The 23,231-nt window shown below is 70.7% G+C and carries 21 protein-coding genes; 12 read left to right on the top strand and 9 right to left on the bottom strand.

The annotated features are described in order from the left end of the window. Positions 1–8: 8 nt before the first annotated feature. Both ACIBST_RS09610 and galE read right to left on the bottom strand, forming a co-directional pair. Entirely contained in the window at positions 9–1,241 is a 1,233-nt protein-coding gene (locus ACIBST_RS09610) for an MFS transporter (protein WP_397170510.1), read from the bottom strand. A 219-nt stretch (positions 1,242–1,460) separates the two neighbouring features. Continuing rightward, positions 1,461–2,411, bottom strand: a complete 951-nt coding sequence (galE, locus tag ACIBST_RS09605; protein ID WP_397170508.1) for a UDP-glucose 4-epimerase GalE — start codon at positions 2,409–2,411, stop codon at positions 1,461–1,463. An 86-nt stretch (positions 2,412–2,497) separates the two neighbouring features. Here galE and ACIBST_RS09600 point away from each other — a divergent pair, with 86 nt between their 5' ends. Together ACIBST_RS09600 and trpS are read left to right on the top strand one after the other, a co-directional pair. After that, the gene (locus ACIBST_RS09600) at positions 2,498–3,811 is read left to right on the top strand and encodes a hemolysin family protein (RefSeq protein WP_397170506.1); all 1,314 of its coding nucleotides are present in this window, start codon (positions 2,498–2,500) and stop codon (positions 3,809–3,811) included. A 14-nt stretch (positions 3,812–3,825) separates the two neighbouring features. Then, complete coding sequence (gene trpS, locus ACIBST_RS09595; protein WP_397170504.1) at positions 3,826–4,830, top strand: tryptophan--tRNA ligase; 1,005 nt, start codon at positions 3,826–3,828, stop codon at positions 4,828–4,830. A gap of 40 nt (positions 4,831–4,870) precedes the next feature. Here the strand turns inward: trpS and ACIBST_RS09590 are convergent, their stop codons facing one another. The 3 genes from ACIBST_RS09590 to ACIBST_RS09580 form a co-directional block, all read right to left on the bottom strand. Then, on the bottom strand, positions 4,871–5,065 hold the full coding sequence (locus ACIBST_RS09590; RefSeq protein WP_352362042.1) for a hypothetical protein: 195 nt from the start codon (positions 5,063–5,065) through the stop codon (positions 4,871–4,873). Between the two features lie 95 nt (positions 5,066–5,160). After that, complete coding sequence (locus ACIBST_RS09585) at positions 5,161–6,351, bottom strand: helix-turn-helix domain-containing protein (RefSeq protein ID WP_397170502.1); 1,191 nt, start codon at positions 6,349–6,351, stop codon at positions 5,161–5,163. A gap of 134 nt (positions 6,352–6,485) precedes the next feature. Next, a complete protein-coding gene (locus ACIBST_RS09580) occupies positions 6,486–6,959 on the bottom strand; it encodes a MarR family winged helix-turn-helix transcriptional regulator (RefSeq protein WP_397170500.1) in 474 nt (157 codons plus the stop codon). A 92-nt stretch (positions 6,960–7,051) separates the two neighbouring features. Between ACIBST_RS09580 and ACIBST_RS09575 the strand changes: the two genes are divergently transcribed. Continuing rightward, entirely contained in the window at positions 7,052–7,912 is an 861-nt protein-coding gene (locus ACIBST_RS09575) for a haloalkane dehalogenase (protein WP_397170499.1), read from the top strand. A gap of 98 nt (positions 7,913–8,010) precedes the next feature. Here the strand turns inward: ACIBST_RS09575 and ACIBST_RS09570 are convergent, their stop codons facing one another. After that, the gene (locus tag ACIBST_RS09570) at positions 8,011–8,517 is read right to left on the bottom strand and encodes a MarR family winged helix-turn-helix transcriptional regulator (protein WP_397170497.1); all 507 of its coding nucleotides are present in this window, start codon (positions 8,515–8,517) and stop codon (positions 8,011–8,013) included. A gap of 61 nt (positions 8,518–8,578) precedes the next feature. Here ACIBST_RS09570 and ACIBST_RS09565 point away from each other — a divergent pair, with 61 nt between their 5' ends. Further along, positions 8,579–9,859, top strand: a complete 1,281-nt coding sequence (locus ACIBST_RS09565; protein ID WP_397170496.1) for an amidohydrolase family protein — start codon at positions 8,579–8,581, stop codon at positions 9,857–9,859. A gap of 31 nt (positions 9,860–9,890) precedes the next feature. Beyond that, positions 9,891–10,901: a YihY/virulence factor BrkB family protein gene (locus ACIBST_RS09560; RefSeq protein WP_397170494.1), complete on the top strand. Its 1,011-nt coding sequence runs from the start codon at positions 9,891–9,893 to the stop codon at positions 10,899–10,901. Between the two features lie 25 nt (positions 10,902–10,926). Here the strand turns inward: ACIBST_RS09560 and ACIBST_RS09555 are convergent, their stop codons facing one another. Next, entirely contained in the window at positions 10,927–11,919 is a 993-nt protein-coding gene (locus ACIBST_RS09555; protein ID WP_397170492.1) for a D-alanyl-D-alanine carboxypeptidase family protein, read from the bottom strand. 198 nt (positions 11,920–12,117) lie between these two features. Between ACIBST_RS09555 and ACIBST_RS09550 the strand changes: the two genes are divergently transcribed. Further along, the gene (locus ACIBST_RS09550) at positions 12,118–12,348 is read left to right on the top strand and encodes an SCO4848 family membrane protein (protein WP_352326812.1); all 231 of its coding nucleotides are present in this window, start codon (positions 12,118–12,120) and stop codon (positions 12,346–12,348) included. Here ACIBST_RS09550 and ACIBST_RS09545 read toward each other — a convergent pair. Then, positions 12,320–13,711, bottom strand: a complete 1,392-nt coding sequence (locus ACIBST_RS09545) for a peptide ligase PGM1-related protein (protein WP_397170490.1) — start codon at positions 13,709–13,711, stop codon at positions 12,320–12,322. The two genes, ACIBST_RS09550 and ACIBST_RS09545, sit on opposite strands and share 29 nt — an antisense overlap. A 485-nt stretch (positions 13,712–14,196) precedes the next feature. Between ACIBST_RS09545 and ACIBST_RS09540 the strand changes: the two genes are divergently transcribed. Then, positions 14,197–15,420: a M20 family metallopeptidase gene (locus tag ACIBST_RS09540; protein WP_397170489.1), complete on the top strand. Its 1,224-nt coding sequence runs from the start codon at positions 14,197–14,199 to the stop codon at positions 15,418–15,420. Positions 15,421–15,468: 48 nt separating this feature from the next. On the opposite strand, the gene ACIBST_RS09535 is transcribed toward ACIBST_RS09540, so the two are convergent. Further along, on the bottom strand, positions 15,469–17,349 hold the full coding sequence (locus tag ACIBST_RS09535; protein WP_397170487.1) for a Xaa-Pro dipeptidyl-peptidase: 1,881 nt from the start codon (positions 17,347–17,349) through the stop codon (positions 15,469–15,471). Positions 17,350–17,637: 288 nt separating this feature from the next. Here ACIBST_RS09535 and ACIBST_RS09530 point away from each other — a divergent pair, with 288 nt between their 5' ends. From ACIBST_RS09530 to ACIBST_RS09510, 5 genes are all read left to right on the top strand, one after another. Next, positions 17,638–18,708 (top strand): BMP family protein, encoded by a 1,071-nt coding sequence (locus ACIBST_RS09530; RefSeq protein WP_397170486.1) that lies wholly within the window; start codon positions 17,638–17,640, stop codon positions 18,706–18,708. Positions 18,709–18,803: 95 nt separating this feature from the next. Continuing rightward, complete coding sequence (locus ACIBST_RS09525; RefSeq protein WP_397170484.1) at positions 18,804–20,411, top strand: ABC transporter ATP-binding protein; 1,608 nt, start codon at positions 18,804–18,806, stop codon at positions 20,409–20,411. Continuing rightward, positions 20,411–21,553: an ABC transporter permease gene (locus tag ACIBST_RS09520; protein ID WP_364338261.1), complete on the top strand. Its 1,143-nt coding sequence runs from the start codon at positions 20,411–20,413 to the stop codon at positions 21,551–21,553. Before ACIBST_RS09525 ends, ACIBST_RS09520 begins: the two co-directional genes overlap by 1 nt. Beyond that, positions 21,550–22,839, top strand: coding sequence for an ABC transporter permease (locus ACIBST_RS09515; protein WP_397170482.1), 1,290 nt, complete (start codon positions 21,550–21,552; stop codon positions 22,837–22,839). Before ACIBST_RS09520 ends, ACIBST_RS09515 begins: the two co-directional genes overlap by 4 nt. Beyond that, positions 22,836–23,231 (top strand): cytidine deaminase, encoded by a 396-nt coding sequence (locus tag ACIBST_RS09510; RefSeq protein WP_352324863.1) that lies wholly within the window; start codon positions 22,836–22,838, stop codon positions 23,229–23,231. Before ACIBST_RS09515 ends, ACIBST_RS09510 begins: the two co-directional genes overlap by 4 nt.

Raw genomic sequence — 23,231 nt, 5'->3', positions numbered from 1 at the left:
TCCCCGGCTCAGTGGGGGCGCGCGTCCGCCGTCGTGAGGGGGAGCGCGGCCTCGCGGGTGCGCCCGGCCCAGCGGGTCACCGGCGGCACGGCGAGCCCGGCGGCCAGGAAGACCCCGCCGAACAGCAGCCAGCCCGGCAGCCCCCAGCCCACGATGACCGTGGTCATGACGGCGGGCACGACGATGTTGGACACCTGCTGGCCCATCCCGTACAGGCCCTGGTACTGGCCGATGGCGTGCGGCGGGGCCAGCTCGTACGACAACCCCCAGGAACCGGCGGCCTGCAGCAGCTCCCCGAAGACGTGCAGTAGCGCGCCGCCGAACAGGGCGACCACCGCCACCCAGGCCGGCTGCCCGGCGGCCAGGGCCAGCAGCACGCAGGCCAGCAGCAGGAACACGCCCGAGCGGCGCTGGGCGCGGGCCGCGCCGGCCGCGTCGTCGGTGCCGCGGCTGAGCCGCACCTGCAGGACCGTGACGGTGACGGTGTTGACCATGGCGACGGCCGCGACGGTCCAGGTGGGCGCCGAGGTCCGGCCGGCCACCCAGAGCGGGATGGCGATGGTGAGCAGCCCGTTCTGCATGAACAGCACCGCGTTGAGCAGCGCCAGCACCGCGTACGGCCGGTCGCGCAGCACGATCCAGACCGGCTCGCCCGCCTTGCGCCGGACCGGCGCGACGGGCGGCACGCGGAACATCAGCGCCGCGCTGCCGAGGTAGCAGAGCGCGCACCCGAAGATCATCCCCAGGTACACGGGACGGCTGTCGAAGTGCAGCGCCGCGCCCGCCCCGAGCCCGCCGACCGACCAGCCGACGTTGGTCACGGCCCGCAGGTACGCCCGCACCCGCACCCGGTCGGCCGCCGGCACCGCGCCGCCGACCAGCGCCGCCCGCGCGGTGCCCTCCCCGGCCTCGGCGAACGTCACCAGGGCGGCCACCACGACGAACCCGGCGAACCCCGACACCAGCGCGTAGACCGGCACCAGCAGCCCGCCCGCGGCGGAGAAGGCGATCTGCACCCCGCGCGGCCCGGCCAGGTCGGACAGCCGCCCGGCGGGCAGCCCGGCGGCGAGCCCGACGGCCGCGGCGATCGTCATCCCCAGCCCGATCTCGCCGTCGGACAGGCCGACCGACAGTTTGAAGAACAGCACGCTCACCGTGACGAACAGGCCGCGGCCGAGAGAACGCAGCAGTGTGGCGTACGTGAGCGCGCGCACGGGCCCGCTCTCGGGGAGGAGTGACACGGCCGAACAGGCTACTGGTGGCGGGAGACGTCCTTCTCGTCCGCCCCCTGACAGGAGGGAAGAGGCTGAGCGGCCGGCGCGGGCTGGGCGGTCGCGTAGAGCACCCCGGCCGCCGCGGCGAGGCTGCCCAGCAGGATGAGGGCACCAAAGAGCAGCTTCGTGACCCTTGGTGAAAAGCTCCTCACATTTGGGTATCACAGCATATAAACGCCGCCCACATCAGGCGTTCCCGGAAAGTGCCGTCCACGCGTCGGAGACGATGTCGCGCAGCGCCGCCCGCTCCGCCTTCCACCCCAGGTCGCGCTGGATCCGCGCGGACGAGGCCACCAGCACGGCCGGGTCGCCGGGTCGCCGGTCGCCGACGACGACCGGGATCTCGTGGCCGGTGACCTCGCGGCAGACCGAGATCACCTCCTGCACGCTGAACCCGGCGCCGCTGCCCAGGTTGTAGATCTTGTGCTCGCCCTCGGCGACCGCCTCCAGCGCCAGCAGGTGCGCCCGCGCCAGGTCGCCGACGTGGACGTAGTCGCGCACGCAGGTGCCGTCGGCGGTGGGGTAGTCGGTGCCGAAGACGCTCACCGAGTCGCGCTCGCCGGTGGCCACCTTGAGCACGTTCGGGATGAGGTGGGTCTCGACCGTGTGGCGCTCGCGGAAGCGGCCGTAGGCGCCGGCCACGTTGAAGTAGCGCAGGCTCACCGCGCCGAGCCCGCGGACGCCCGCGTAGGCGCTCAGGGCGGTGTCCACGGCCAGCTTGGAGGCGCCGTAGGGGTTGGTCGGGCGCGTCGGGTCGTCCTCCTCGATGGGGGAGCGCTCGGGCTCGCCGTACGTGGCCGCCGTGGAGGAGAAGACGATCCGGCGCACGCCCTTGTCGCGCATCGCGTCGAGCAGGGCCAGCGTGCCGCCGAGATTGGCGGCCCAGTACAGGCCCGGCTTCTGCACCGACTCGCCCACCAGGGACTTGGCCGCGAAGTGCAGCACGGCGTCCATGCCGTCGAGCGCGTCGTGGGCGTTCGTGATCGACTCGCGCACGAACCGGGCGCCCTCGGGCACCGCGTCCTCGTGGCCCGTGGACAGGTCGTCGAGCACGGTCACCTCGTGCCCCGCCTCGACGAGCTGCGCGGCGACGACGCTGCCGACGTACCCGGCGCCTCCGGTGACCAACAGCCTCATGTGTACTCCTGTTTACATATGTTTGATTTTGTACGGCTTGCCGTTCAGCATACGCGGGAAACCCGCCGAGTACGCTGCCAACCACCATGTTTGACACCCTCGCGGCGAACATCGCCCTGGTCCTGCTCTTCATCCTGGTCGGCGGGTTCTTCGCGGGCGCGGAGATCGCGATGGTCTCCCTGCGCGAGAGCCAGGTCCGCAAGCTCGCCGAGCGCGGCCGGAGGGGCGAGCGCGTGGCCAAGCTCGCCCGCGACCCCAACCGTTTCCTGTCGGCGGTGCAGATCGGGGTGACCGTCGCCACGATGCTCTCGGCCGCCTTCGGCGCCGACCGGCTCGGGATGGAGCTCGTCCCGGTGCTCGAACGCTGGGGGGTGCCGCAGGCGGTCGCGCCCGTGCTCGGGCTCGTGCTGGTGACGCTGGCCATCTCGTACGTCTCCCTGGTGCTCGGCGAGCTGGCCCCCAAGCGGCTGGCCCTCCAGCGCACCGAAGGGCTGTCGCTGTTCGTCGCGCCCTTCCTCGACCGGATCGCCGCCCTGTCGCGCCCGGTCATCTGGATGTTGTCGAAGTCGACCGACCTGGTCGTCCGGCTGCTCGGCGGCAACCCGGAGGCCGACCGGGAGGAGGTCACCACCGAGGAGCTGCGCGACATGGTCGTCGGGCACGCCGAGCTCACCGCCGACGAGCGCAAGCTCATCGCCGAGGTGTTCGCCGCCGGCAAGCGCCAGCTCCGCGAGGTCATGCTGCCCCGCACCGAGGTCGAGTTCATGGACGCCGAGACGCCGCTGGCCGAGGCCGCGAACCTGGCCGCCGCGCTCCCGCACTCCCGCTTCCCCGTCTACCGGGACTCATACGACGAGGTCATCGGTTTCGTGCACGTGCGCGACCTGCTCGACCCCCAGCTGATCGGGCGTACGGAGCCCATCAGCGCGGTCGTGCCGATCCGGCCCGCCAAGTTCGTGCCCGCCTCCAAGCGCCTGCTGAGCACCCTGAACGAGATGCGCGACGAGGGCCAGCACCTGGCCATCGTGGTCGACGAGTACGGCGGCACCGCCGGCATCGTCACCATGGAGGACCTGGTCGAGGAGCTGATCGGCGACATCAGGGACGAGTACGACGTCGAGGAGGACGTCGTCGTCCTGCCCGCCGGCGAGATCGAGATCGACGGCCTGACCAACCTCAACGACTTCGCCGGCGAGACCGGCGTACGGCTGCCCGACGGCCCGTACGAGACGCTGGGCGGGTTCGTGATGGCCATGCTGGGGCACGTGCCCGCGGCCGGCGAGCAGGTGGAGATCCAGGGCTTCGAGCTGACCGTCACCGAGCTGGACGGCCGCCGGATAGCGCGGGTGCGGGTGAAACGCCGGGCCGCCGCCGAGTCGCCGCCCGACCAGGATTCCTGACACAATTGCCTGCTATGGCCAGACCTCGTGTTCTCTCCGGCATCCAGCCCACCGCGGACTCATTCCACCTGGGCAACTACCTGGGTGCGGTCCGTCAGTGGGTCACCATGCAGGAGACCCACGACGCCTTCTACTGCGTGGTCGATCTGCACGCGATCACCGTGCCGACCGAGCCCGCCGCACTGCGCAGGCGCAGCCGGGTGGCCGCCGCGCAGCTCTTCGCCGCCGGCCTCGACGCCGAGCGCTCGACCGTCTTCGTGCAGTCGCACGTGCGCGAGCACACCGAGCTCGCCTGGATCCTGATCTGCCTCACCGGCATGGGCGAGGCTGCCCGGATGACGCAGTTCAAGGACAAGTCGGCCAAGTTCGGCGAGAGCGCGGCCAGCGTCGGGCTGTTCACCTACCCGATCCTGCAGGCCGCCGACATCCTGCTCTACCAGGCCAACGCCGTCCCGGTGGGGGCCGACCAGAAGCAGCACCTGGAGCTCACCCGCGACCTGGGCCAGCGCTTCAACCACCGCTTCGGCGACACGTTCACGCTGCCCGACCCGTTCATCCTCAAGGAGGTCGAGAAGATCACCGACCTCCAGGACCCGACGGCGAAGATGTCGAAGTCGTCCTCCAGCCCGGCGGGCATCCTCGACGTGCTGGAGCAGCCGGGGCCGCTGCGCAAGAAGGTCATGCGCGCGGTGACCGACACGGGCTCGGAGGTGCTGTTCGACGAGGAGAACAAGCCGGGCATCTCCAACCTGCTGCGCATCCAGTCGGCGCTGACCGGCACGCCCATCCCCGACCTGGTCGCCCGCTACGAGGGCCAGGGCTACGGCACGTTCAAGAAGGACGTCGCCGAGGCGGTCGTGGAGACGTTCACGCCGATCCGGGAGCGCACGGAGAAGCTGCTGGCCGACGAGGCCGAGCTCGACCGCCTGCTGGCCGTCGGCGCCGAGCGCGCCGCCGCCGTCGCCCGCCGGACGATGGCCGAGGTCCGCGACCGGGTGGGCTTCCTGCCCAAGCTGTGACGCGGGAAGGGCGGCGGGCCGGCCGCCCTTCCTCCGGTCGTCACAGGCGCCGGTCGAGTGGCCGTACGCGCAGGCGGGCGCGGAGCGCGGCCAGGCTCCGGCCGGTCAGCCGCACACCGCCCGACACGGCGGTCCATCCCGACCGCCCCCGGCTGAACGCCCAGCCGGGGAACTCGCGCATGGCCTCCTCCAGCAGGCGTTCCATGACGACGTCAGCACTCGGCGTTGTGGTCATGGACGCACAGTGCCACCCCGGACCCGCTCGGTGACGAACCGCGGCGACAGATCTCCCCGTTCGGCCGCAGCGAACTCAGAGTTCGGTGGGCGGCCTCACACGTCGATGTTGTGGCGTTCGGCGAGGAAGCGCACCTCCGGCGCCCACGACGGCCGCGCCCGGCGCACCAGCGAGCGCACCATCTCCCGCAGCAGCAGCTTGTGGTCGAGCTCCTCGGGGCTTTCGCGCTCGATCCGCAGCAGGTAGACCAGGCTCGCGGCGTCGTCGCCCAGGTCTTCGCAGGCGCGGGCGACGTGGCACAGATGCGTGGTGCGCCGCTCGATGGACGGTGTCCTGCGGATGTCGATGTCGTCGGCCAGCCGCAGCACGGCCTCCGGGCGGCCGGTGTCGTTCTCGATGCTGGCCATGTGGATGGCGACGTTGGTGGGGCCGAAGAAGGCCAGGTCGTAGGCGTCGGAGTGGTCGTCGGCGCGCTCGGCGAGCCGGGTGGCGACGCCGCGCACGGTCTCCCTGGCCTGCTCGTCGTCGCCGCCCCTGGCCGCGCTGATGGCGGCCAGCAGGTGCAGCGCGCCGAGGGCCTTGATGTGCCGTACGTCGCCGCCGGCCACATGGGGGTCGAGGATCTCGATGCCGCGCCGGGCCACGTCGTGGGCGATCTGGTGCATGTCGTCGGAGAGCATCGACTGGCCGAGGTTCCAGTGGGCCCAGGCGAGCATCAGCGGGTCGGCCGACTCCTCGGCGTAACGCATGGCCCGGTCGGCGGCCAGGTGCGCGAGATCCACCCGCTGCAGGTGCTTGAGCACCCCCCTGGCCAGCATGTACGCGTCCGTCGCCGTCCGGTAGGCCGCGGGGGTGCGCTCGGCCGCCAGGCTCTCGGCGTCGGAGACCAGCGAGGGCAGCGCGGCCATCAGGATCGAGTACCGGCGGGCCGAGGTGAACCAGGCGTTGCGCGCCGCCGCCACGCGTTCGGTCAGCTGCTCGGCGTCGGGCGGTTCGAGGTCGGGCTCGCCGGCGCGACAGGCGAACAGGGCGCGCTCGATGTCGCGGATCTGCGGCCTGCTGGGCTCGTGGGAGTCGCGGGGGGTCTCGCCCAGGAGCACGGCGGTCCGTACGCCGAGGACCTTGGCGATCTCGCGGAGAAGGGGCAGCGACGGGGTGCGCTTGCCGTGTTCGATCAGCTCGATGTGCCGGGTGGTGCAGCCGGACTGGGTCGCCAGCGCGGTCGTGCTCATGCCCCTTCGTTCGCGCTGGAGCCGCACCATCTGCCCGGTGCTGATTTCGGTCATGGGGGTGACGCCTCCTGGCTCGGTCCCGACACAGCACAGGCTAGGGTCACCGGAGCGGCCCTGCCATGCGTTCCCCCTGGTCAGGAGGTATGTCGGCAAGCTCCCACGCCTCGGCTTTTACCAGTCTTTGCCCACTATTGAGGCGATCGGGAGTGGTGGTCGCGCAGCCGTCCGAGCAGCCCGACGAGCTGGTCGCGCTCGGGGCCGGTCAGGGGCGCGAGCAGCTCGTCCTGGACGTCGTCCACCAGCCCGTCGAGCCGGGTGAGCCGGTCGCGGCCGAGCTCGGTCATGGAGATGACGTTGCGCCGGCGGTCGGCGGGGTCGGGCGCGCGCTCGACGAGGCCGCGCTCGGCCAGCTCGTTGAGCAGCGCGACCATGTCGCTGCGGTAGATGCCGGTGAGCCGGCTCAGCTCGGCCTGGCTGGCCGGGCCGGACTCGCGCAGCGCGACCAGCACCGCGTAGTGCCACTTGCGCGCGTCGGCGCCCGCGAGCCGGTCGCTGACCAGCCGGTCGGCCTGCATCGCGACGTGGGCCAGCAGCCGGCTCGGCAGGCCGCGCAGGCGGGCGGGGGCGGCCCGGTCGGAGGCGTCGGACATGTCGTGGCTCATGCCGGTGATCCTATCCCGTTGCGTTAGTCACACTAACGATGTAAGTTCGTTAGTGTCATAAACGTTAGTACCACGAACGAAAGAGACGTGTCATGCCTGTCGCCGAGGTGCTGGACTCGACCATGTACTACGAGGACCGGGGGGAGGGCGTGCCGATCGTCTTCCTGCACGGCAACCCCAACTCCTCCCACCTGTGGCGCAACGTGCTGCCCGGGGTGGGGCCCGGCCGGTTGCTCGCGCCCGACCTGATCGGCATGGGCCGCTCGGGACGGCCCGACCTCGCCTACCGCTTCACCGACCACGCCCGCTACCTCGACGCCTGGTTCGACCGGCTCGGCCTGGAGGACGTCGTGCTGGTCGGCCACGACTGGGGCGGCGCGCTGGCCTTCGACTGGGCGGCGCGGCATCCGGACCGGGTCCGCGGGGTGGCCTTCTTCGAGACCATCGTGCGGCCGATGAGCTGGAGCGAGCTGGGCGAGGGGCCGCGTGCCCGCAGCGAGCTGATCAGGAGCGAGGCGGGGGAGCGGCTGGTGCTCGACGACGACTTCCTGGTGCGGACGGCGTACACGGGCGGGGTGCTGAACCCGCTGGGCGAGGAGGAGCTGCGGCCGTACCTGGAGGCGTACGCGACCAGGGAGAGCCGCCGGCCGCTGCTGCAGTGGGCGCGCTCGATCCCGCTCGACGGCGACCCGGCCGACGTGGCCGAGGCCGTCGAGCGCTACGACAAGTGGCTGGCGAACAGCGACGAGGTGCCCAAGCTGCTGCTCACCTTCGACTCCTCGCCGACCCTGCTGATCCAGGGCGAGGTGCTCGACTGGTGCGCCCGCACGATCTCGGCCCTGGAGATCGAGCACCTGGGCCCGGCCGGTCACCACGCCCCGGAGGACCGGCCGGAGGCCATCGCGGCGGCGATCCGCTCCTGGGCCGACCGCCACGCCCTGCGCGCGACCTGACGCCCTGCGCGCGACCTGACGGCCGCGTCCGGCGGGCGCGCTGGGCGGGTCTGCGGGCCGGCGGAAGCGGCAGTGGCCGGCGAGAGCGGGTCGGCGGGTCAGCGGAAGCGGCGGCGGCCGACGGGGGCGAGCACCTCGCGCAGGGCGTCGGCGGCGGCTCTGACGTCCTGCTCCGGCACCCCGGCCAGCACCTCCTCGTGCGCCCGCGAGGAGGCGTCGAGGGCCGCCAGGGCCACCCGATGCCCCTCGGCCGTGAGCTGCACCCACCGGCTGCGCGCGTCGCCCGCGTTGGCCTCCCGCTCGACGTAGCCCGCCGCGGTCAGCCGCTGGAGCACGTTGCTGGTGCCCCCCGAGGTGAGCAGCAGCGCCTTGGACAGCTCGCTCGGCTTCATCCGGTGCGGCGCCGGCGTACGGGCGAGCGCGGCCAGCACGTCGAACTCGGCGTAGGTCAGCCCCAGCTCTGCCAGCTCCGCCTTGATCGCCTGCTCGAAGACCAGGTGCAGCCTGGACAGGCGCTTGCTCAGCTCCAGACCGGCGATCAGCGACGACGACAGCCCGGACTCCACCCAGCGCGGCACCATCGCGTCGATCTCATCCGGTTTCACGCCATCGAGAATACCCATCGGCAGATTGCTTTCTGAAAAGCTTCTCATTAAGCTTTTCGCCATGACAACGACGCTACTGATCAAGAACGGCACCGTGATCGACACCGAGCCCGAGCCCGTGGTGCTCGGCCAGGTCGACGTGCGCGTCGAGGACGGCGTGCTCGCCGAGGTGGGCCCCGGCCTGCCCGACGTCCCGGGCGCCGAGGTGATCGACGCGACCGGGCGGATCGTGCTGCCCGGGTTCGTCGACACCCACCGGCACACCTGGCAGGCCGGCATCAGGGCGGTCGCCCCCGACGTCGCCTTCGACGGCTACCTGAGCCGCGTGCTCGGCGAGCTGGCCCCCGCCCACCGCCCGGCCGACGTCTACGCGGGCAACCTCGCCGGCGCGCTGGAGTGCCTCGACACCGGCATCACCACCTTGCTCGACTGGTCCCACATCCAGCTCTCGCCCGCCCACACCGAGGCCACCGTGCGGGCGCTGCGCGAGTCGGGGATCAGGGCCGTGCTCGGCTGGTGCCACGGGGGCGAGCCGGGCGGGCTCGTCCGCGAGGGCCTGAGGGTGTACGAGGAGCACTTCGGCGCGGGCGGCGGCCTGGTCACCATGGTCGTCGCCGCGCTCGGGCCGGAGATCGTGGCGGAGGAGCACGCGCTGGCCGAATGGCGGCTGGCCCGCGAGCTCGACCTGCCGGTCACCGTGCACATGGGCGTCGGCGGCCCGGACCAGGCCGCCCGCGGCCTGGCGTTCCTGGAGGCGAACGGCCTGCTCGGGCCGCGGACCACGTTCGTGCACGCCAACAGCTACACCGACGACGACCTCAAGCGCGTCGCGGCCGGCGGCGGCAACGTGTCGGTCTCGCCGGTCGACGAGATGACGCTCGGCCTCGGCTACCCGGTCAGCGGGCGGGCCAGGGCGGCGGGCGCCCCGACCGGGCTCGGCATCGACACGGTGAGCTGCGCGCCGGGCGACATGTTCAGCCTGATGCGGGCGGCGTACCTGCTGGAGCGCGGCCGGCCGGACGGCGGCGGCACCGGCTTCACCACCCGCGACGTGCTGCGCATGGCCACCGTCGAGGGGGCCGAGGTGGTGGGCCTGGGCGACGTCGTCGGCTCGCTGCGGCCGGGCAAGCAGGCCGACCTGCAACTGCTGCGCACCGACACCCTCGGCATGGCGGCGGCGCACGACCCGATCGCCGCCGTCGTGCTCAACGCCGACCCCTCCGTCGTGGAAACCGTGCTGGTCGGCGGGCGTGTCGTCAAGCGAGATGGGCAGATGCTCCATCAGGATCTGGCGGCGGTCCTCGCGTCACTGGCAGAATCGGCCGACGCCGTGACGAGGTGATCGTCCGCCTCCGGCGGGGGGTGAGGGCGTGATGACGAGTCTGAACGAGCGGATCGCGTCGCTGCGCGCCTGGGGCCGGACGACGCTCGACCACTGGCGGGTCCGCAGGCTGTGGATCGACCACCTGGTCAGGGCCGTGCGCCGCTACCAGCTCCAGGGCGGCGACCGGCTCGCCGGCTCGGTCACCTACTTCTCGTTCCTGTCCTTCTTCCCGCTGCTCGCGCTCGGGTACGCGGTGCTCGGCTTCACCCTCGACGCCAGCAGCGCGACCAGGGAGGCGCTGGAGACCGCCATCACCGAACGGCTCCCCGGCATGGCGACCGACCTCAACCTGGAGCAGATCGCCGGCGCCAGGACGACGGCGGGCATCATCGGCCTCCTCGGCCTCCTGTACGCCGGGCTCGGCGCGATGGACGCGCTGCGCGCGGCGCTGCGCGAGATGTCGATGACCACGGTGCCGCCCCCGAACTTCTTCCTGGGCAAGCTGCGCGACCTGATCTCGGTCATCCTGCTCGGGGCGACGCTGGTCGTCTCCACGCTGGTGTCCGGGGCCGCGACCACGGTCACGGACAAGGTGCTCGACCACGTCTTCGGCGACAACTCGCTGCTCAGCACCGAGGGGTTCCGGATCTTCGTGGTGCTGGCGAGCGTCGTGGCCGACTGGGTGCTGTTCGTGATCCTGCTCGGCTGGGTCGCCAAGCCGGCCGAGCCGTTCAAGGTCATCGTCAGGGGCGCGCTGCTCGGCGCGATCGGGTTCGGGCTGCTCAAGCAGGTGGCGAGCCTGCTGCTCAGCACCACGCTCAGCAACCCCGTCTACGGCGCGTTCGCCGCCATCGTGGGGTTGCTGGTGTGGATGAACTTCTCGGCCAGGCTCGTGCTGCTGGCCGCCGCGTGGACGTCCACCACGGGGTTGTGCCCGCCGCCGTCCCCGTCGCCGATCCCGTCGCTCGGCGATCCGCTGGAGGTGCCGGCGGCCGACCCGGACCAGGCGGCCGGCCCCGAGTGCAGGGGCACGACCCCGCACCCGACCTCGGAGCCCTGACCGGGCCCCGACGCGACGCCTGGGGTCAGAGGCGGGACCTGTTGCGCTTGCGGCGGATGCCGAAGCCGAGCCAGACCAGCCCGAACAGCAGGCCGCCGCCGATGACGGCCGAGCCGACCGTCCGGGTGGAGTCGGTCTGCTTGGAGGCCGCCGTGTCCAGCAGCGGCGGCTGGGCGGCCGGCGTCACCCTCGACCCCGGCGCCGACGCCTGCGGCGCGGCCCGCACCTGGTCGGGCACCGGCTCGACGAGCTGGCCGACGGGGGTCGCCTTGCCCCTGACCGTGAAGCCCCAGTCGAGCAGCTTGGCCACCTCGTCCCAGAAGTAGCCCTCGTGCCGCATGATCGTGACGAGGATCGTGTGGCCGCCGCGGGTGGCCGCGCCGACGAAGCTGCCCTGCGCCTTGGACGTCCAGCCGTTCTTGACGCCGATCATGCCCTGGTAGCGCCAGAGCAGCTTGTTGTGGTTGCTGATCTCGTAGTAGTCCTTGGGCGCCGGAAACTTGGCCGTCTTTGTACTGATATATCGCCGGAAATCGGGGTTTGCGAGGCCGGCGCGGGCGATGAGCGCCAAGTCGTACGCCGAGCTGCTCTGCCCGGGTTTGTCGAGGCCGCTCGGCGTCTTGGCCACCGTGTCGTACGCCTGGAGCCGCCTGGCCTCGGCGTTCATGTCGCGCATGGTCTGGGCCACGCCGCCGTTCGTCTCGGCCAGGGCCATGGCCGCGTCGTTGCCGGACGACATCATCAGCGCCCGGAACAGGTCGTCGACCTTGTACGTCATCTTGGGCGTCAGCCCGACCGCCGTGCCCTCCTGGTTGCAGGCGTTCTGGCTCGGCCGGACCCTGCGGTTCTTGTCCAGCTTCGGCAGCAGCGTCAGCGCCGTGAGCGTCTTGAGCGTGCTCGCCGGCAGGTAGCGGCCGTGCGCGTCCTTCGCGGCGAGCACCTGACCCGTCTCCACGTCCGCGATGACGTAGGAAGTAGCCTTGCTCTTGGGAGGCGCCTTGACGCCTTGGGGTTGCACCAGCCCACGGCTTCCCAGCGCGTCACCGCCGACGGGTGTCGCCGGGGCGGCGGATGCGGTCCCGCTCGTGAGCGTGACCGCGGCGAGAAGTGCCGTAACCGGCACAAATTTCGTCCACATGGCGGTCTCAGCGTAGCTCCGTGTGAATGCCCATGTGGCGACACATTCCCCGGATGATCCGCCTTCGATACTGGAGAGATGACCATGTCACCAAAGATCGCCGGTTTCCTCGTCATCCTCGGCGTGTTCATGATCGTCGAGTGGATCAACCTCGGGTTTAACTTGGCCGACGGGCATCCCACCGGCTTCTACGTCGTGCACGGGATCCTGATCGGGGTCAACGTGATCCTCGGTGCGGTGCTGGCGGTGATCGGGTGGCGCGGGCTGCGGGAGGCGGGGATCAGGCGTCGCAGAGAAGGCGGCGGGTGAGCGCGTGCAGCTCGTCGGCCTCCTCGCGCGAGTCGCCGATGGAGGTGAAGCCCAGCTTGCCGTACTCGGGGATGGCGCCGAGCAGGTGGAAGACGTTGCCCGTGCGCCGGTCGGCGTCGAAGCCGATCCCGAGCCGCCGGGCGGTGCGCATGACCTCGCCCGGCGTGCGGCCACGCAGGCAGGAGGAGGAGCAGTTGTCGGTCGCGGTGTAGTACTTCGGCTGGTCCCCGGCCATGAGCAGGCCGGTGGCCGGGTCGTACCTGGCGCCGGTCGTCAGCACCACCGCGCCGTACGGGTGCGTCGTGCCGCCGATGCGCAGGTTGATCTCGCACAGCAGCGCGGCGTACCCGGCGTCGGCCTTGAGGGCGAAGAAGTCCATGCCGAACAGGCCGACCACGCCCCGCTCGGCCAGGATGGCGGCGATGCGCCCGGCCGACTCGCCCACCTCGTGCCGGTACTCGGGGGCGGCGGGGAACGTGCAGCCCTGGTAGACGTCGTTGTTGGGGCCGCCGAGCACCTGGTCGTGGGTGGCCAGGACGGCCGCGTGCCCGCCTGGCGTGATTCGGGCCAGGGCGCTCGGGTAGTAGAGCGGGCGATGTTCGATGAACTCCTCCACCACCGCGCCGCGCTCCCTGATCTTCGTCGTGAAGCTCGTCCAGGTCTCCCCGGCCGCCGAAAATCGGGTCAGCGAGCGGTCGGCCTTGTCGACGATGGCGTTGCCGAGGCCGGAGTAGCCGTCGTTGAGCTTGACGATCACCCGCTCGCCCGGCAGCGAGTCGATGGCCTCGTCGATCGCGATGATGCTGTGCACGTCGCCGAAACCGCGCGCCATGGGCACGCCGGCCTCGTGCCCGACCTCGCGGGCGCCGCTCTTGGAGCCGTAGTAGGCCAGCGCGGTGGCGGGGCCGTAGATGGGGACGTTGAGTGACGCGGCCAGCTCCTCCTCGGTCTCGCTGAGGACGAACGGCACCAGCCAGGCGTCGGCGTCGATCGCCGACCGTAACCGTTCGAGGACGTCGGGTCGGCGCAGCAGCGTCCGGGTGAGGGGTTGCGACCAGGGCTCGTCGAGACTGATGAGCTCCAGGCGCTTGGCGGCGTCGTCCGGGTCGGGGAGGAAGCCGAGGTAGTAGTCGATGATGTCGGGATCGATCGGCGCGGAGGAGAGGTAGATCACCTTGACCCCGGGTTCCCGGAGCGTCAGGAGGAGGAAGAGCAGGCGCTCCTCGTACGACCGGGCTGCCGTGATGCGGCGCAGCTCGTCCTGCGGCAGGGAGAGCGAGGGTACGACCACCAGGGTCCCCTCGCTCGGCTCGAAGATGCTCAACCCGGCATACTTCTCCCCGAACGGGATATTAGTGATCATATAGCGAGTGAAACACGCATTCTTCACAAATGCAGCAAGCGCCAAAGTGTCATGACCATGACAGAAGGTGACAGGATTCGAAATCGGTGAGCACGTTTGGAAGTGGCGACATCGGGTCACCATCTAATGATCCCTTGTGACTATTTTCCGGATCAGGCAGGCATGTGCGGAACGTGACCACCTGCGGTTACGGGCATGCCGTCGGCCAACTTTTGGTGTATCTGTCGGCGCGAAGGCGCACGGGAGCGATAAAGTCAGAAGCATCGCCACCGGGCTCACGGCTTACCGCCGTGCACCCGGGCTGCTGCGACCGATGAACGCGAAGCCCGTGCTGACGATCTCGCACCGAAACCTACGGGTGTGGCTTTCTTTCGCCGAGCGGCCGCCTCAACCAGGTGGCTGCCGCAGGATGGAATTTTTCGAGAGCGTTATGAGCCGCCGTCCGTGCGTGGGACGCGCGGCCTCGACGGGATGGATGGTGACATATGCGGGGACGTGAGCTGCGGGGAGAGCTGGACGCGTTCCTGGCGGAGATCGAGCAGGAGCTGGTGGCGTTCCGTCGCGACCTTCACATGCATCCTGAGCTCGCCTTCGCCGAATACCGCACGACCCAGCGCATCGCCGACCGGCTGACCGCCGCGGGGCTGACGCCGTCGGTGCTGCCGCGCGGCACCGGCCTCATCTGCGACGTGGGCAGCGGCGACGGGCCCACGGTCGCGCTGCGGGCCGACATCGACGCGCTGCCGCTCCAGGACGAGAAGGACGTGCCCTACCGCTCCACCGTCCCCGGCGCGTGCCACGCCTGCGGTCACGACGTGCACACCACCGTCCTGCTCGGCACCGCGCTCTTCCTGGCCCAGCAGGCCGCGGCGGGGCTGCTGCCCGGCCGGGTCCGGCTGATCTTCCAGCCCGCCGAGGAGCTGCCCGGCGGCGCCCTTGAGGTCATGGCCCACGGCGGCATCAGCGGCGTCGACCGCATCTTCGGCCTCCACTGCGACCCGCGCGTCGACGTCGGCCAGCTCGGCCTGCGGAGCGGCCCGATCACGTCGGCCTGCGACAAGATCGTCGTCAGGGTCTCCGGCCCCGGCGGCCACACCGCCCGTCCCCACCTGACGGCCGACCTGGTCTTCGCCCTGGCCAAGATCCTCACCGAGCTGCCCGCCGCGCTGTCCCGCCGGATCGACCCGCGCTCCTCGCTCAGCCTCGTCTGGGGCCGGGTCGAGGCGGGCTCGGCGGCCAACGCGATCCCCGACGACGGCATCGCCGAGGGCACGATCCGCTGCCTCGACGAGAACGCCTGGCACGCCGCCCCCGACCTGATCAAGGCCCTGCTGGAGTCCGTCGCCGGCGCGTACGGCGTCGAGGCCGTGATGGACTACACGCGCGGCGTGCCGCCGGTCGTCAACGACGAGGTCAGCGTCGAGATGCTGGCCGAGGCGGCCGAGCGGGCGCTCGGCGCCGGCGCGGTGGTGCCCACCCAGCAGTCGCTCGGCGGCGAGGACTTCGCCTGGTACCTGGAGTCGATCCCCGGCGCCTTCGCCCGGCTGGGCACGCGCTCGCCCGACGGCGTCACGTACGACATCCACCAGGGCACCTTCGACGTCGACGAGAAGGCGATCGCGATGGGCGTGCGGGTGATGGCCGCCACCGCGCTGACCGCGCTGTGGGACGTCGGCCCGATCGACTCCATCAGCAACGCCATGGCCTGAGCGCCGCAGCGAACGGCCCGCCGCGTCGCGCGGCGGGCCGTCGGCGGTTCAGGCGAGCCGGCCGAACACCACCGGCAGCCGCAGGGACGAGTGCCCCGGCGACACGGTGACCCGGGTGCCCGCCGGATAGCGCAGGGTGTAGTCGCGGTCGGTCGAGATGATCACCAGGCCCAGCCGGTGGCCCTTCTTGAACAGGTAGTCCTTGGGCTGGAAGTCCCAGGTGAAGGTGTACTCCTTGCCGGGGCGCAGCGGTTCGGTGCGGTCGGCGCGGTGGCGGTTGCGCACGTCCAGCCACCCCCTGGAGACGATCTTGTACGCGGTCGTCGCCGTGCCCAGCCGCCGCAGCGTCGTGCAGCCCGTGTCACCCGGGACGCCCTCGCCGTAGCAGTAGCTCTGGCCGGTCGACAGCAGGGTGCCGTCCGGGCGCACGTCGGTGCCGTAGTCCACCAGCAACGCCGTCAGGTACGGCGAGGCGCCGTCCTTGAACGAGGCCCGTACCGAGACCGTCGGGGTGCCGGAGATGCGCACGTCGGCGGGCAGCTCGCCGGTCCGGTACGCCAGCCGGTTCGGGTCCGGCCCGGTCGCCTCCACCAGTTGCTCGGCCGTCCGCGCGCTCTGGTCCACGAAGGACTCCGCGCGCGACAGCGGCCGGGGCAGCAGGCCGAGACGTTCGCCGGCGGCCGGGTGCAGCGCGACCGTGGTGGCCCCGGGCAGCGGCCAGGAGGCGTGCTGCTGCCACTCGCCGACGCCGATCTCCACGTCGGCCTGCGGCTCGCGCATGATGCCCGAGTCGATGCCCTGGAGCCAGTAGTCGAACCAGCCGTGCAACTGGCGCAGCCACTCGGCGGTGCGCAGGTTGAAGGGGTTCATGTGGGTGCCCTGGTGCAGCCAGATCTTGCGCGGCACGTGCCGCTCGGCCAGGGCGTACCACCATTGGGCGAACTGCTTGGTCTTGACGTTCCAGTCGTTGAGCCCGTGCACGAGGAAGACGCTGGCCTTCACCTTGTCCACGTCGTTGAGGTAGTTGCGGGCGTCCCAGAGGGGGCCGTAGTCGCCGGTGATCCGGTCCTGGCCCGCGGTCAGCGCGTCCATCCTGGCGCCGCAGACCTCGAAGCCCCTGTCCCTGGTCAGCACGAACTTGGCCAGGACGTCGAGGTCCTCGCCCTGGTAGCCGCCGGGGGCCAGGACGCCGCCGTTGGCCCGGTAGTAGTCGTACCAGCTGGAGATGGCGGCGATCGGCACGATCGTCTTCAGGCCCTCGACGCCGGTCGAGGCGACGGCGTTGGGCAGCGTGCCGTTGTAGGAGACGCCGATCATGCCGACCTTGCCGGTGGACCAGGTGGCGCTGACCTCGTTGCCGTCGGCGTCGAAGCCGCGGGCGCGGCCGTTCAGCCAGTCGATGGCGGCCTTCGGGCCGGCGGTCTCGTTCCGGTCGCCGGAGGACGGGCAGCCGGTGGCGCGGGCGCTGCCGACGTTCTCCACCAGGGCGATGGCGTAGCCGCGGGGCACGAAGTAGTTGTCGTAGTAGCCGTCGAAGGGCTCGGGGGCGAGCTTGTTCGATGGGGACTTCAGGGTGGGCAGCGGGTTGCCGTTCGCGTCGACGTCCACCGGGTGGTTGGGCACGTCGTTGCCGGGGGCGTAGTAGGGGCTGGCCTCCATGATCACCGGGACCTTGAGGCCCTGGTCGGTCTCCTTGGGGCGCAGGATGTCCATGGCGACGCGGTCGGGCTGCCCGTCGTCGTCGCTGTCGGTCCCGGCCACCTCGACGAAGACCGTCTGCTTGACGGCGTCGGCGCGGGAGAAGACGGGCTGGGTGGCGTTGTTCTCGATCTTGAGGGCAGGGGTGGCGGCCGTCGCCGGGGCGGGTCCGCCCAAGGTCACGGCGAGGATCGCGACCAGCGGTACGGCCAGTGTCTTCCAGGGCTGCATACGGGGCTCCGATACGAAATTTCCACCGTTGATCGGAATCTCTGCCATGATCGACCGCTCGGCAAGGGGCCCTTCCATACCAAACTTGGGCAAAACTTTCCGGGTGCCGTCCCAAGTGCCTGAACCCAGATTCAGGTCACGGACGCGCTTGATGTCGATAACGGAGCGGTTGCGACCCTGTGTGCCGGTTTGGTCTGCCCTGGTCAAGCAACTATCTTCCGTGCAGGTGCCGTACGTTTCTTCGCGCCTGCGATGAAGTTCGACGGCGAGGAAATGGAAGGAGTCGCCTTGCTCGGCAAGCGATTCAGCAGGATTGCCGTCGGCTCGGTAGCCGGCGTCATGCTCATGTCGGCCGCGGCCTGCGGCGGCGGCGATGGTGGCGGCACTTCGGCGAGCACGCAGCCGAGCTCCGGCGCGAGCAGCGAGGCCCCCAAGGGCGGCCTGAAGGTCGGCCTGGCGTTCGACGTCGGCGGCCGTGGCGACAAGTCGTTCAACGACGCCGCCTACGCCGGCCTGGAGAAGGCCAAGACGGAGCTGAACGCCGACATCAAGGAGCTCAGCCCGGCCGCTGACGGCTCCAACCGCGGCGACCTGCTGCGCCAGCTCGCGGACGCGGGCTACAACCCCATCATCGGTGTCGGCTTCGCCTACGGCGACGACATCAAGAAGACCGCCGCCGAGTACCCCGACGTGCAGTTCGCCGTCGTCGACTCGGCCTCCAACGGGCCGAACGTGACCGGCCTGCTGTTCGCCGAGGAGCAGGGCTCCTACCTGGCGGGCGTCGCGGCCGCGACCAAGTCGAAGGCCGGCCACGTCGGCTTCGTGGGCGGCGTCGAGAACGACCTGATCAAGAAGTTCCAGGCGGGCTTCGTGATGGGCGCCAAGTCCGTCAAGTCGGACATCAAGATCGACATCAAGTACCTCACCCCCGACGGTGACTTCTCCGGCTTCAAGGCCCCCGACAAGGGCAAGGTCGCGGCCGAGAAGATGTACCAGGACGGCGCGGACATCGTCTACCACGCCGCCGGCGACTCCGGCCTCGGCGTGTTCCAGGCGGCGGCCGCGGCCAAGAAGAAGGCCATCGGCGTCGACTCCGACCAGCGCCAGACGGTCAAGGAGACCGACCTCCAGTCGGTCATCATGACCTCGATGCTCAAGCGCGTGGACGTCGGCGTCTTCGAGTTCGTCAAGGCCTTCCAGGGCGGCGCCAAGGGCGGCAGCAACACCGTCTACGACCTCAAGGTCGACGGTGTGGGCCTGTCCACCACCGGTGGCGAGATCGACGACATCAAGGACAAGCTCGACGCTGCCAAGAAGGACATCGTCGACGGCAAAATCACGGTTCCGTCCAAGCCGTAATCTGGGTAGGAACGGACGACCGAGGGCCCGGAGTCCCCACTTCGGGCCTTCTGGCTATCCGCCCCGTCCGCCCCCCATGCTCTAGGAGAGGCGAAATGAGCTCGGACACCCTCGCCGCGGTGCAGCCCGCCGTAGAGCTGGAGGGCATCACCAAGCGTTTCCCCGGCGTCGTCGCCAACCACGACATCCGCATCACCGTCGAACCCGGCACGGTCCACGCGATCGTCGGGGAGAACGGCGCGGGCAAGTCGACCCTGATGAAGATCCTCTACGGCATGCAGAAGCCGGACGAAGGCACGATCAGGGTCAACGGCCGGGAGGTCAGCTTCCGCACCCCCAGCGACGCCATCGACGTCGGCATCGGCATGGTCCACCAGCACTTCATGCTGGCCGACAACTTCACCGTGCTGGAGAACATCGTCCTCGGCGCCGAGCCCACCAGGGCCGGCGTGCTCGACACCGGCAGGGCGCGGGCCCGCATCGCCGAGCTGGCCAGCAGCCACGGCCTGCGCGTCGACCCCGACGCGCTGGTGGAGGACCTCGGCGTCGGCGACCGCCAGCGGGTGGAGATCCTCAAGGTCCTCTACCGCGGCGCCCGCATCCTCATCCTCGACGAGCCGACGGCGGTCCTCGTGCCGCAGGAGGTCGAGGAGCTGTTCGAGAACCTGCGCGAGCTCAAGGCCGAGGGCCTGACCGTCATCTTCATCTCGCACAAGCTCGACGAGGTGCTCAACATCGCCGACGCGATCACCGTGATCCGCCGCGGCACCACCGTCGCCAGCGTCAACCCCGCCGAGGTGACCGCCCGCCGGCTCGCCGAGCTGATGGTCGGCAGCGAGCTGCCCACGCCGGAGACCCGCGAGTCCACCGTGCGCGAGAGCGTCACGCTGAGCGTGTCGCGGCTGACGATGGAGGCCGACGGCTTCCGTCCCGTCCCCCGGGGCACCTCCGTCGACCTGTACGTCGACAAGCTGCGCGAAGAGGGCAAGCGCCTGATCCTCGACGACGTCTCCTTCGACATCCACGCGGGCCAGATCCTGGGCATCGCCGGCGTCGAGGGCAACGGGCAGTCCGAGCTGATCGAGGCGATCATGGGCATGCGTCCCGCCCACGGCACGATCACCCTCGGCGGCGTGGACATCAGCGCCTGGTCCACGCTGAAGCGCAGGGAGGCCGGCATCGGCTACATCCCGGAGGACCGCCACCGGCAGGGCCTGCTGCTGGAGGCGTCCCTGTGGGAGAACCGGGTGCTCGGCCACCAGACCAGGCCACCGGCGCGCAGCGGCATCTGGATCGACCGCCGCGCCTCCAAGGCCGACACCGAGCGCATCGTCAAGGAGTACGACGTGCGCACCCCCAGTGTGGACACCCTGGCCCTGGCCCTGTCCGGCGGCAACCAGCAGAAGCTGATCGTCGGACGCGAGATGAGCGGCGAGCCCTCGTTCCTCATCGCCGCCCACCCCACCCGCGGCGTGGACGTCGGCGCCCAGGCCGCCATCTGGGACCACCTGCGCAACGCGCGGGCCGCCGGCCTGGCCGTGCTGCTGATCTCGGCCGACCTCGACGAGCTGATCGGCCTGTCCGACACGATCAGGGTCATCCTGCGCGGCCGGCTCGTGGCCGAACTCGATCCTTCCGACGTCACGCCCGAGCGGCTTGGCGGCTACATGACCGGCGCCATCGCCGGCACTGAGGAGACGTGATGCCCGCCGGGCTCAACCGGGCGCTGCTCACCGTCGCAGGCGCCGTCGTCGCCATCGTCCTGGCGATCGCGATCTCCAGCGTGGCGATCACCGCGGCGGGCGCCAGCCCGATCGACGCGTTCGCCGCCTTCTTCAACTTCGGCGAGACCGAGCGGTCGGTGTCCAACGGCATCGCGGCGTTCCTCAACCGGGCGGTGCCGCTGTTCATCGCGGGTCTGGCGGTGGCCGTCGGCTTCCGCATGAACCTGTTCAACATCGGCGTCGAGGGCCAGTACCGCATCGCGGCCATCTGCGCGGCCTTCGTCGGCTCGACGTTCACCGCGCCGAAGCCGATCCAGATCCTGGTGATCATCGTCGTCGCGGCCGTCGTCGGCGGCGCGTACGCGCTGATCCCCGCGGTGATGAAGGTGACCCGCGGCGTGAACGAGGTGATCTCCACGATCATGCTCAACTACGTCGCGATCGCCCTCTCCTCCTACCTGGTCCGCGGGCCGTTCACGGGCGAGCGGGCCGCCGGCCAGCTCACCACGACCACGCCGCAGCTCCCCGAGTCGGCCATGTTCCCCAACCTGAACTTCGTCTTCGACTGGTTCGGGCTGCTGGCGCCGACCCGCGGCGGCGGCGTGTGGGGCTTCCTGCTCGTGGCCGTCGTGCTCGGCCTGGTGGTCTGGGTCGTGCTGGAGCGCACCCGCTTCGGCTTCAACGTCAAGGCCAGCGGGCTCAACGGGCCGGCCGCCTTCGCCTCGGGCGTCAACCCGAAGAAGATGGTCATCGCGGCCATGGTGCTGTCCGGCGCGATCGCGGGGCTCATCGGCCTGCCCGAGATCCTCGGCGACAAGGGCGCCTTCAACTCCAACTTCACCGCCGGCCTCGGCTTCCTCGGCATCGCGGTGGCGCTGCTGGGCAGGAACAAGCCCGTCGGCATCGCGATCGCCGCGCTGCTGTTCGCCTTCCTCGACCGGGCGCAGGGCGCGCTGCAGATCGCGGACGTGCCGTCGTCGGTCATCACGATCATCCAGGGCGTCATCGTCCTGCTGGTGGTCATCGCGAACGAGGTGACCAACCGCATCGCCATGCGGCTTGAGGAGCAGCGGGCCGCCCGGCAGCTCGACACGAACAGACCGGTTGAGGTGGCAGCATGAGCAGGGTCGGCAAATACCATGTGGCGCTGCTCGGCGTCGCCGCGCTCATCCTGCTGCTGTCGCTGGTGCGGATCATCTCCGGCCAGGACGACCTGACCTCCTCCGGCACGTTCAACGCGGCGCTGCTGCTCGCGGTGCCGATCGGCCTGGCCGGTCTCGGCGGCCTGTGGGCCGAGCGGGCCGGCGTGGTCAACATCGGCCTCGAAGGCATGATGGTGCTCGGCACCTGGTTCGCCGGCTGGGCCGGATACCAGTGGGGCGCCGTGGCCGCGCTGGTAGCCGGGCTGCTCGGCGGCGCGCTCGGCGGGCTGATCCACGCCATCGCGACCGTCACGTTCGGCGTCGACCACATCATCAGCGGCGTCGCCATCAACCTGCTCGGCCCCGGCATCACCCGCTTCCTGTCCGAGGTCCTCTACGGCGAGGGCACCTCGGCCAGCGCGAAGGGCGCCGGCATCACCACCTCGCCGGCGATCAGCTCGGGTGCGCCCGAGGTGAGCCTGCCCGTGCTGTCGGACGGCCCCGACCTGCTCGGCAAGCTGGAGAGCACCCACTGGTTCCTGCTCTCCGACCTGGCCGGCATCCTGCGCGGGCTCACCCACGACGTGAACGCGCTGATCATCCTGGCCGTGCTGCTGCTGCCGGTGACGTACCTGGTGCTGTGGCGCACGTCGTTCGGGCTGCGGCTGCGGTCGGCGGGGGAGAACCCGTGGGCGGCCGAGTCGCTGGGCGTGAACGTCTACCGGATCAAGTACCTCGCGGTCGTCGTCTCCGGCGCCTTCGCCGGGCTCGGCGGCGTGTTCCTGGTCTTCGTCTCCAACAAGTACGTCGAGGGCCAGACGCAGGGACGCGGCTTCATCGGCCTGGCGGCCATGATCTTCGGCAACTGGCGGCCCGGCGGGCTCGCGGCCGGCTCGTCCCTGTTCGGCTACGCCAGCGGCCTGCAACTGCGCAGCTCCGGCGAGGCCAACGCGGTCACCACGTTCTTCCTGTTCGGCGCGCTGCTGCTGGTGGTCTACATCGCGCTGCAGATCCGCAGGCTGGTCGCGCCGAGCCAGCCGGCCGAGATCGTGGCCAGGGGCGTCAAGGACTACACCGTGATCGCCGCCGCGGCGGTCGGCGCGCTCCTGCTGTTCTGGCTCTGGCGGACCGTGGAGACGCTGCCGGGCGAGTTCGTCTTCATCACGCCACACGTGCTCACGCTGCTCGTGCTCCTGGTCGCCTCGCAGCGTCTGCGGATGCCCAAGGCCGACGGCGTACGCTTCCGTCGGGGGGATCAACATTGAACATCGATTGGGACGGCCTGCGCGCCGAGGCCGCCACGGCCATGCGCAACGCCTACGCGCCGTACTCCAAGTTCCCGGTGGGGGCGGCGGCGGTCGTCGACGACGGCCGGATCGTCACCGGCTGCAACGTCGAGAACGCCTCCTACGGGCTCGGCCTGTGCGCCGAGTGCGGGCTGGTCTCGGCGCTGCAGATGTCGGGCGGCGGCCGGCTGGTGGCCTTCACCTGCGTCGACGGCCACGGCGAGCTGCTCATGCCGTGCGGGCGCTGCCGTCAGCTCCTGTACGAGTTCGGCGGTGAGAACCTGCTGGTCGAGACCGTCGACGGCCCCAAGCGCATGGCGCAGATCCTGCCGTACGCGTTCGGCCCCGACGACCTCAGCAGGAGCTCGTGA

The sequence above is a fragment of the Nonomuraea sp. NPDC049684 genome (assembly GCF_044465345.1).
Lineage (GTDB): Bacteria > Actinomycetota > Actinomycetes > Streptosporangiales > Streptosporangiaceae > Nonomuraea.
This window is presented reverse-complemented; position numbering and strand designations above follow the sequence as displayed.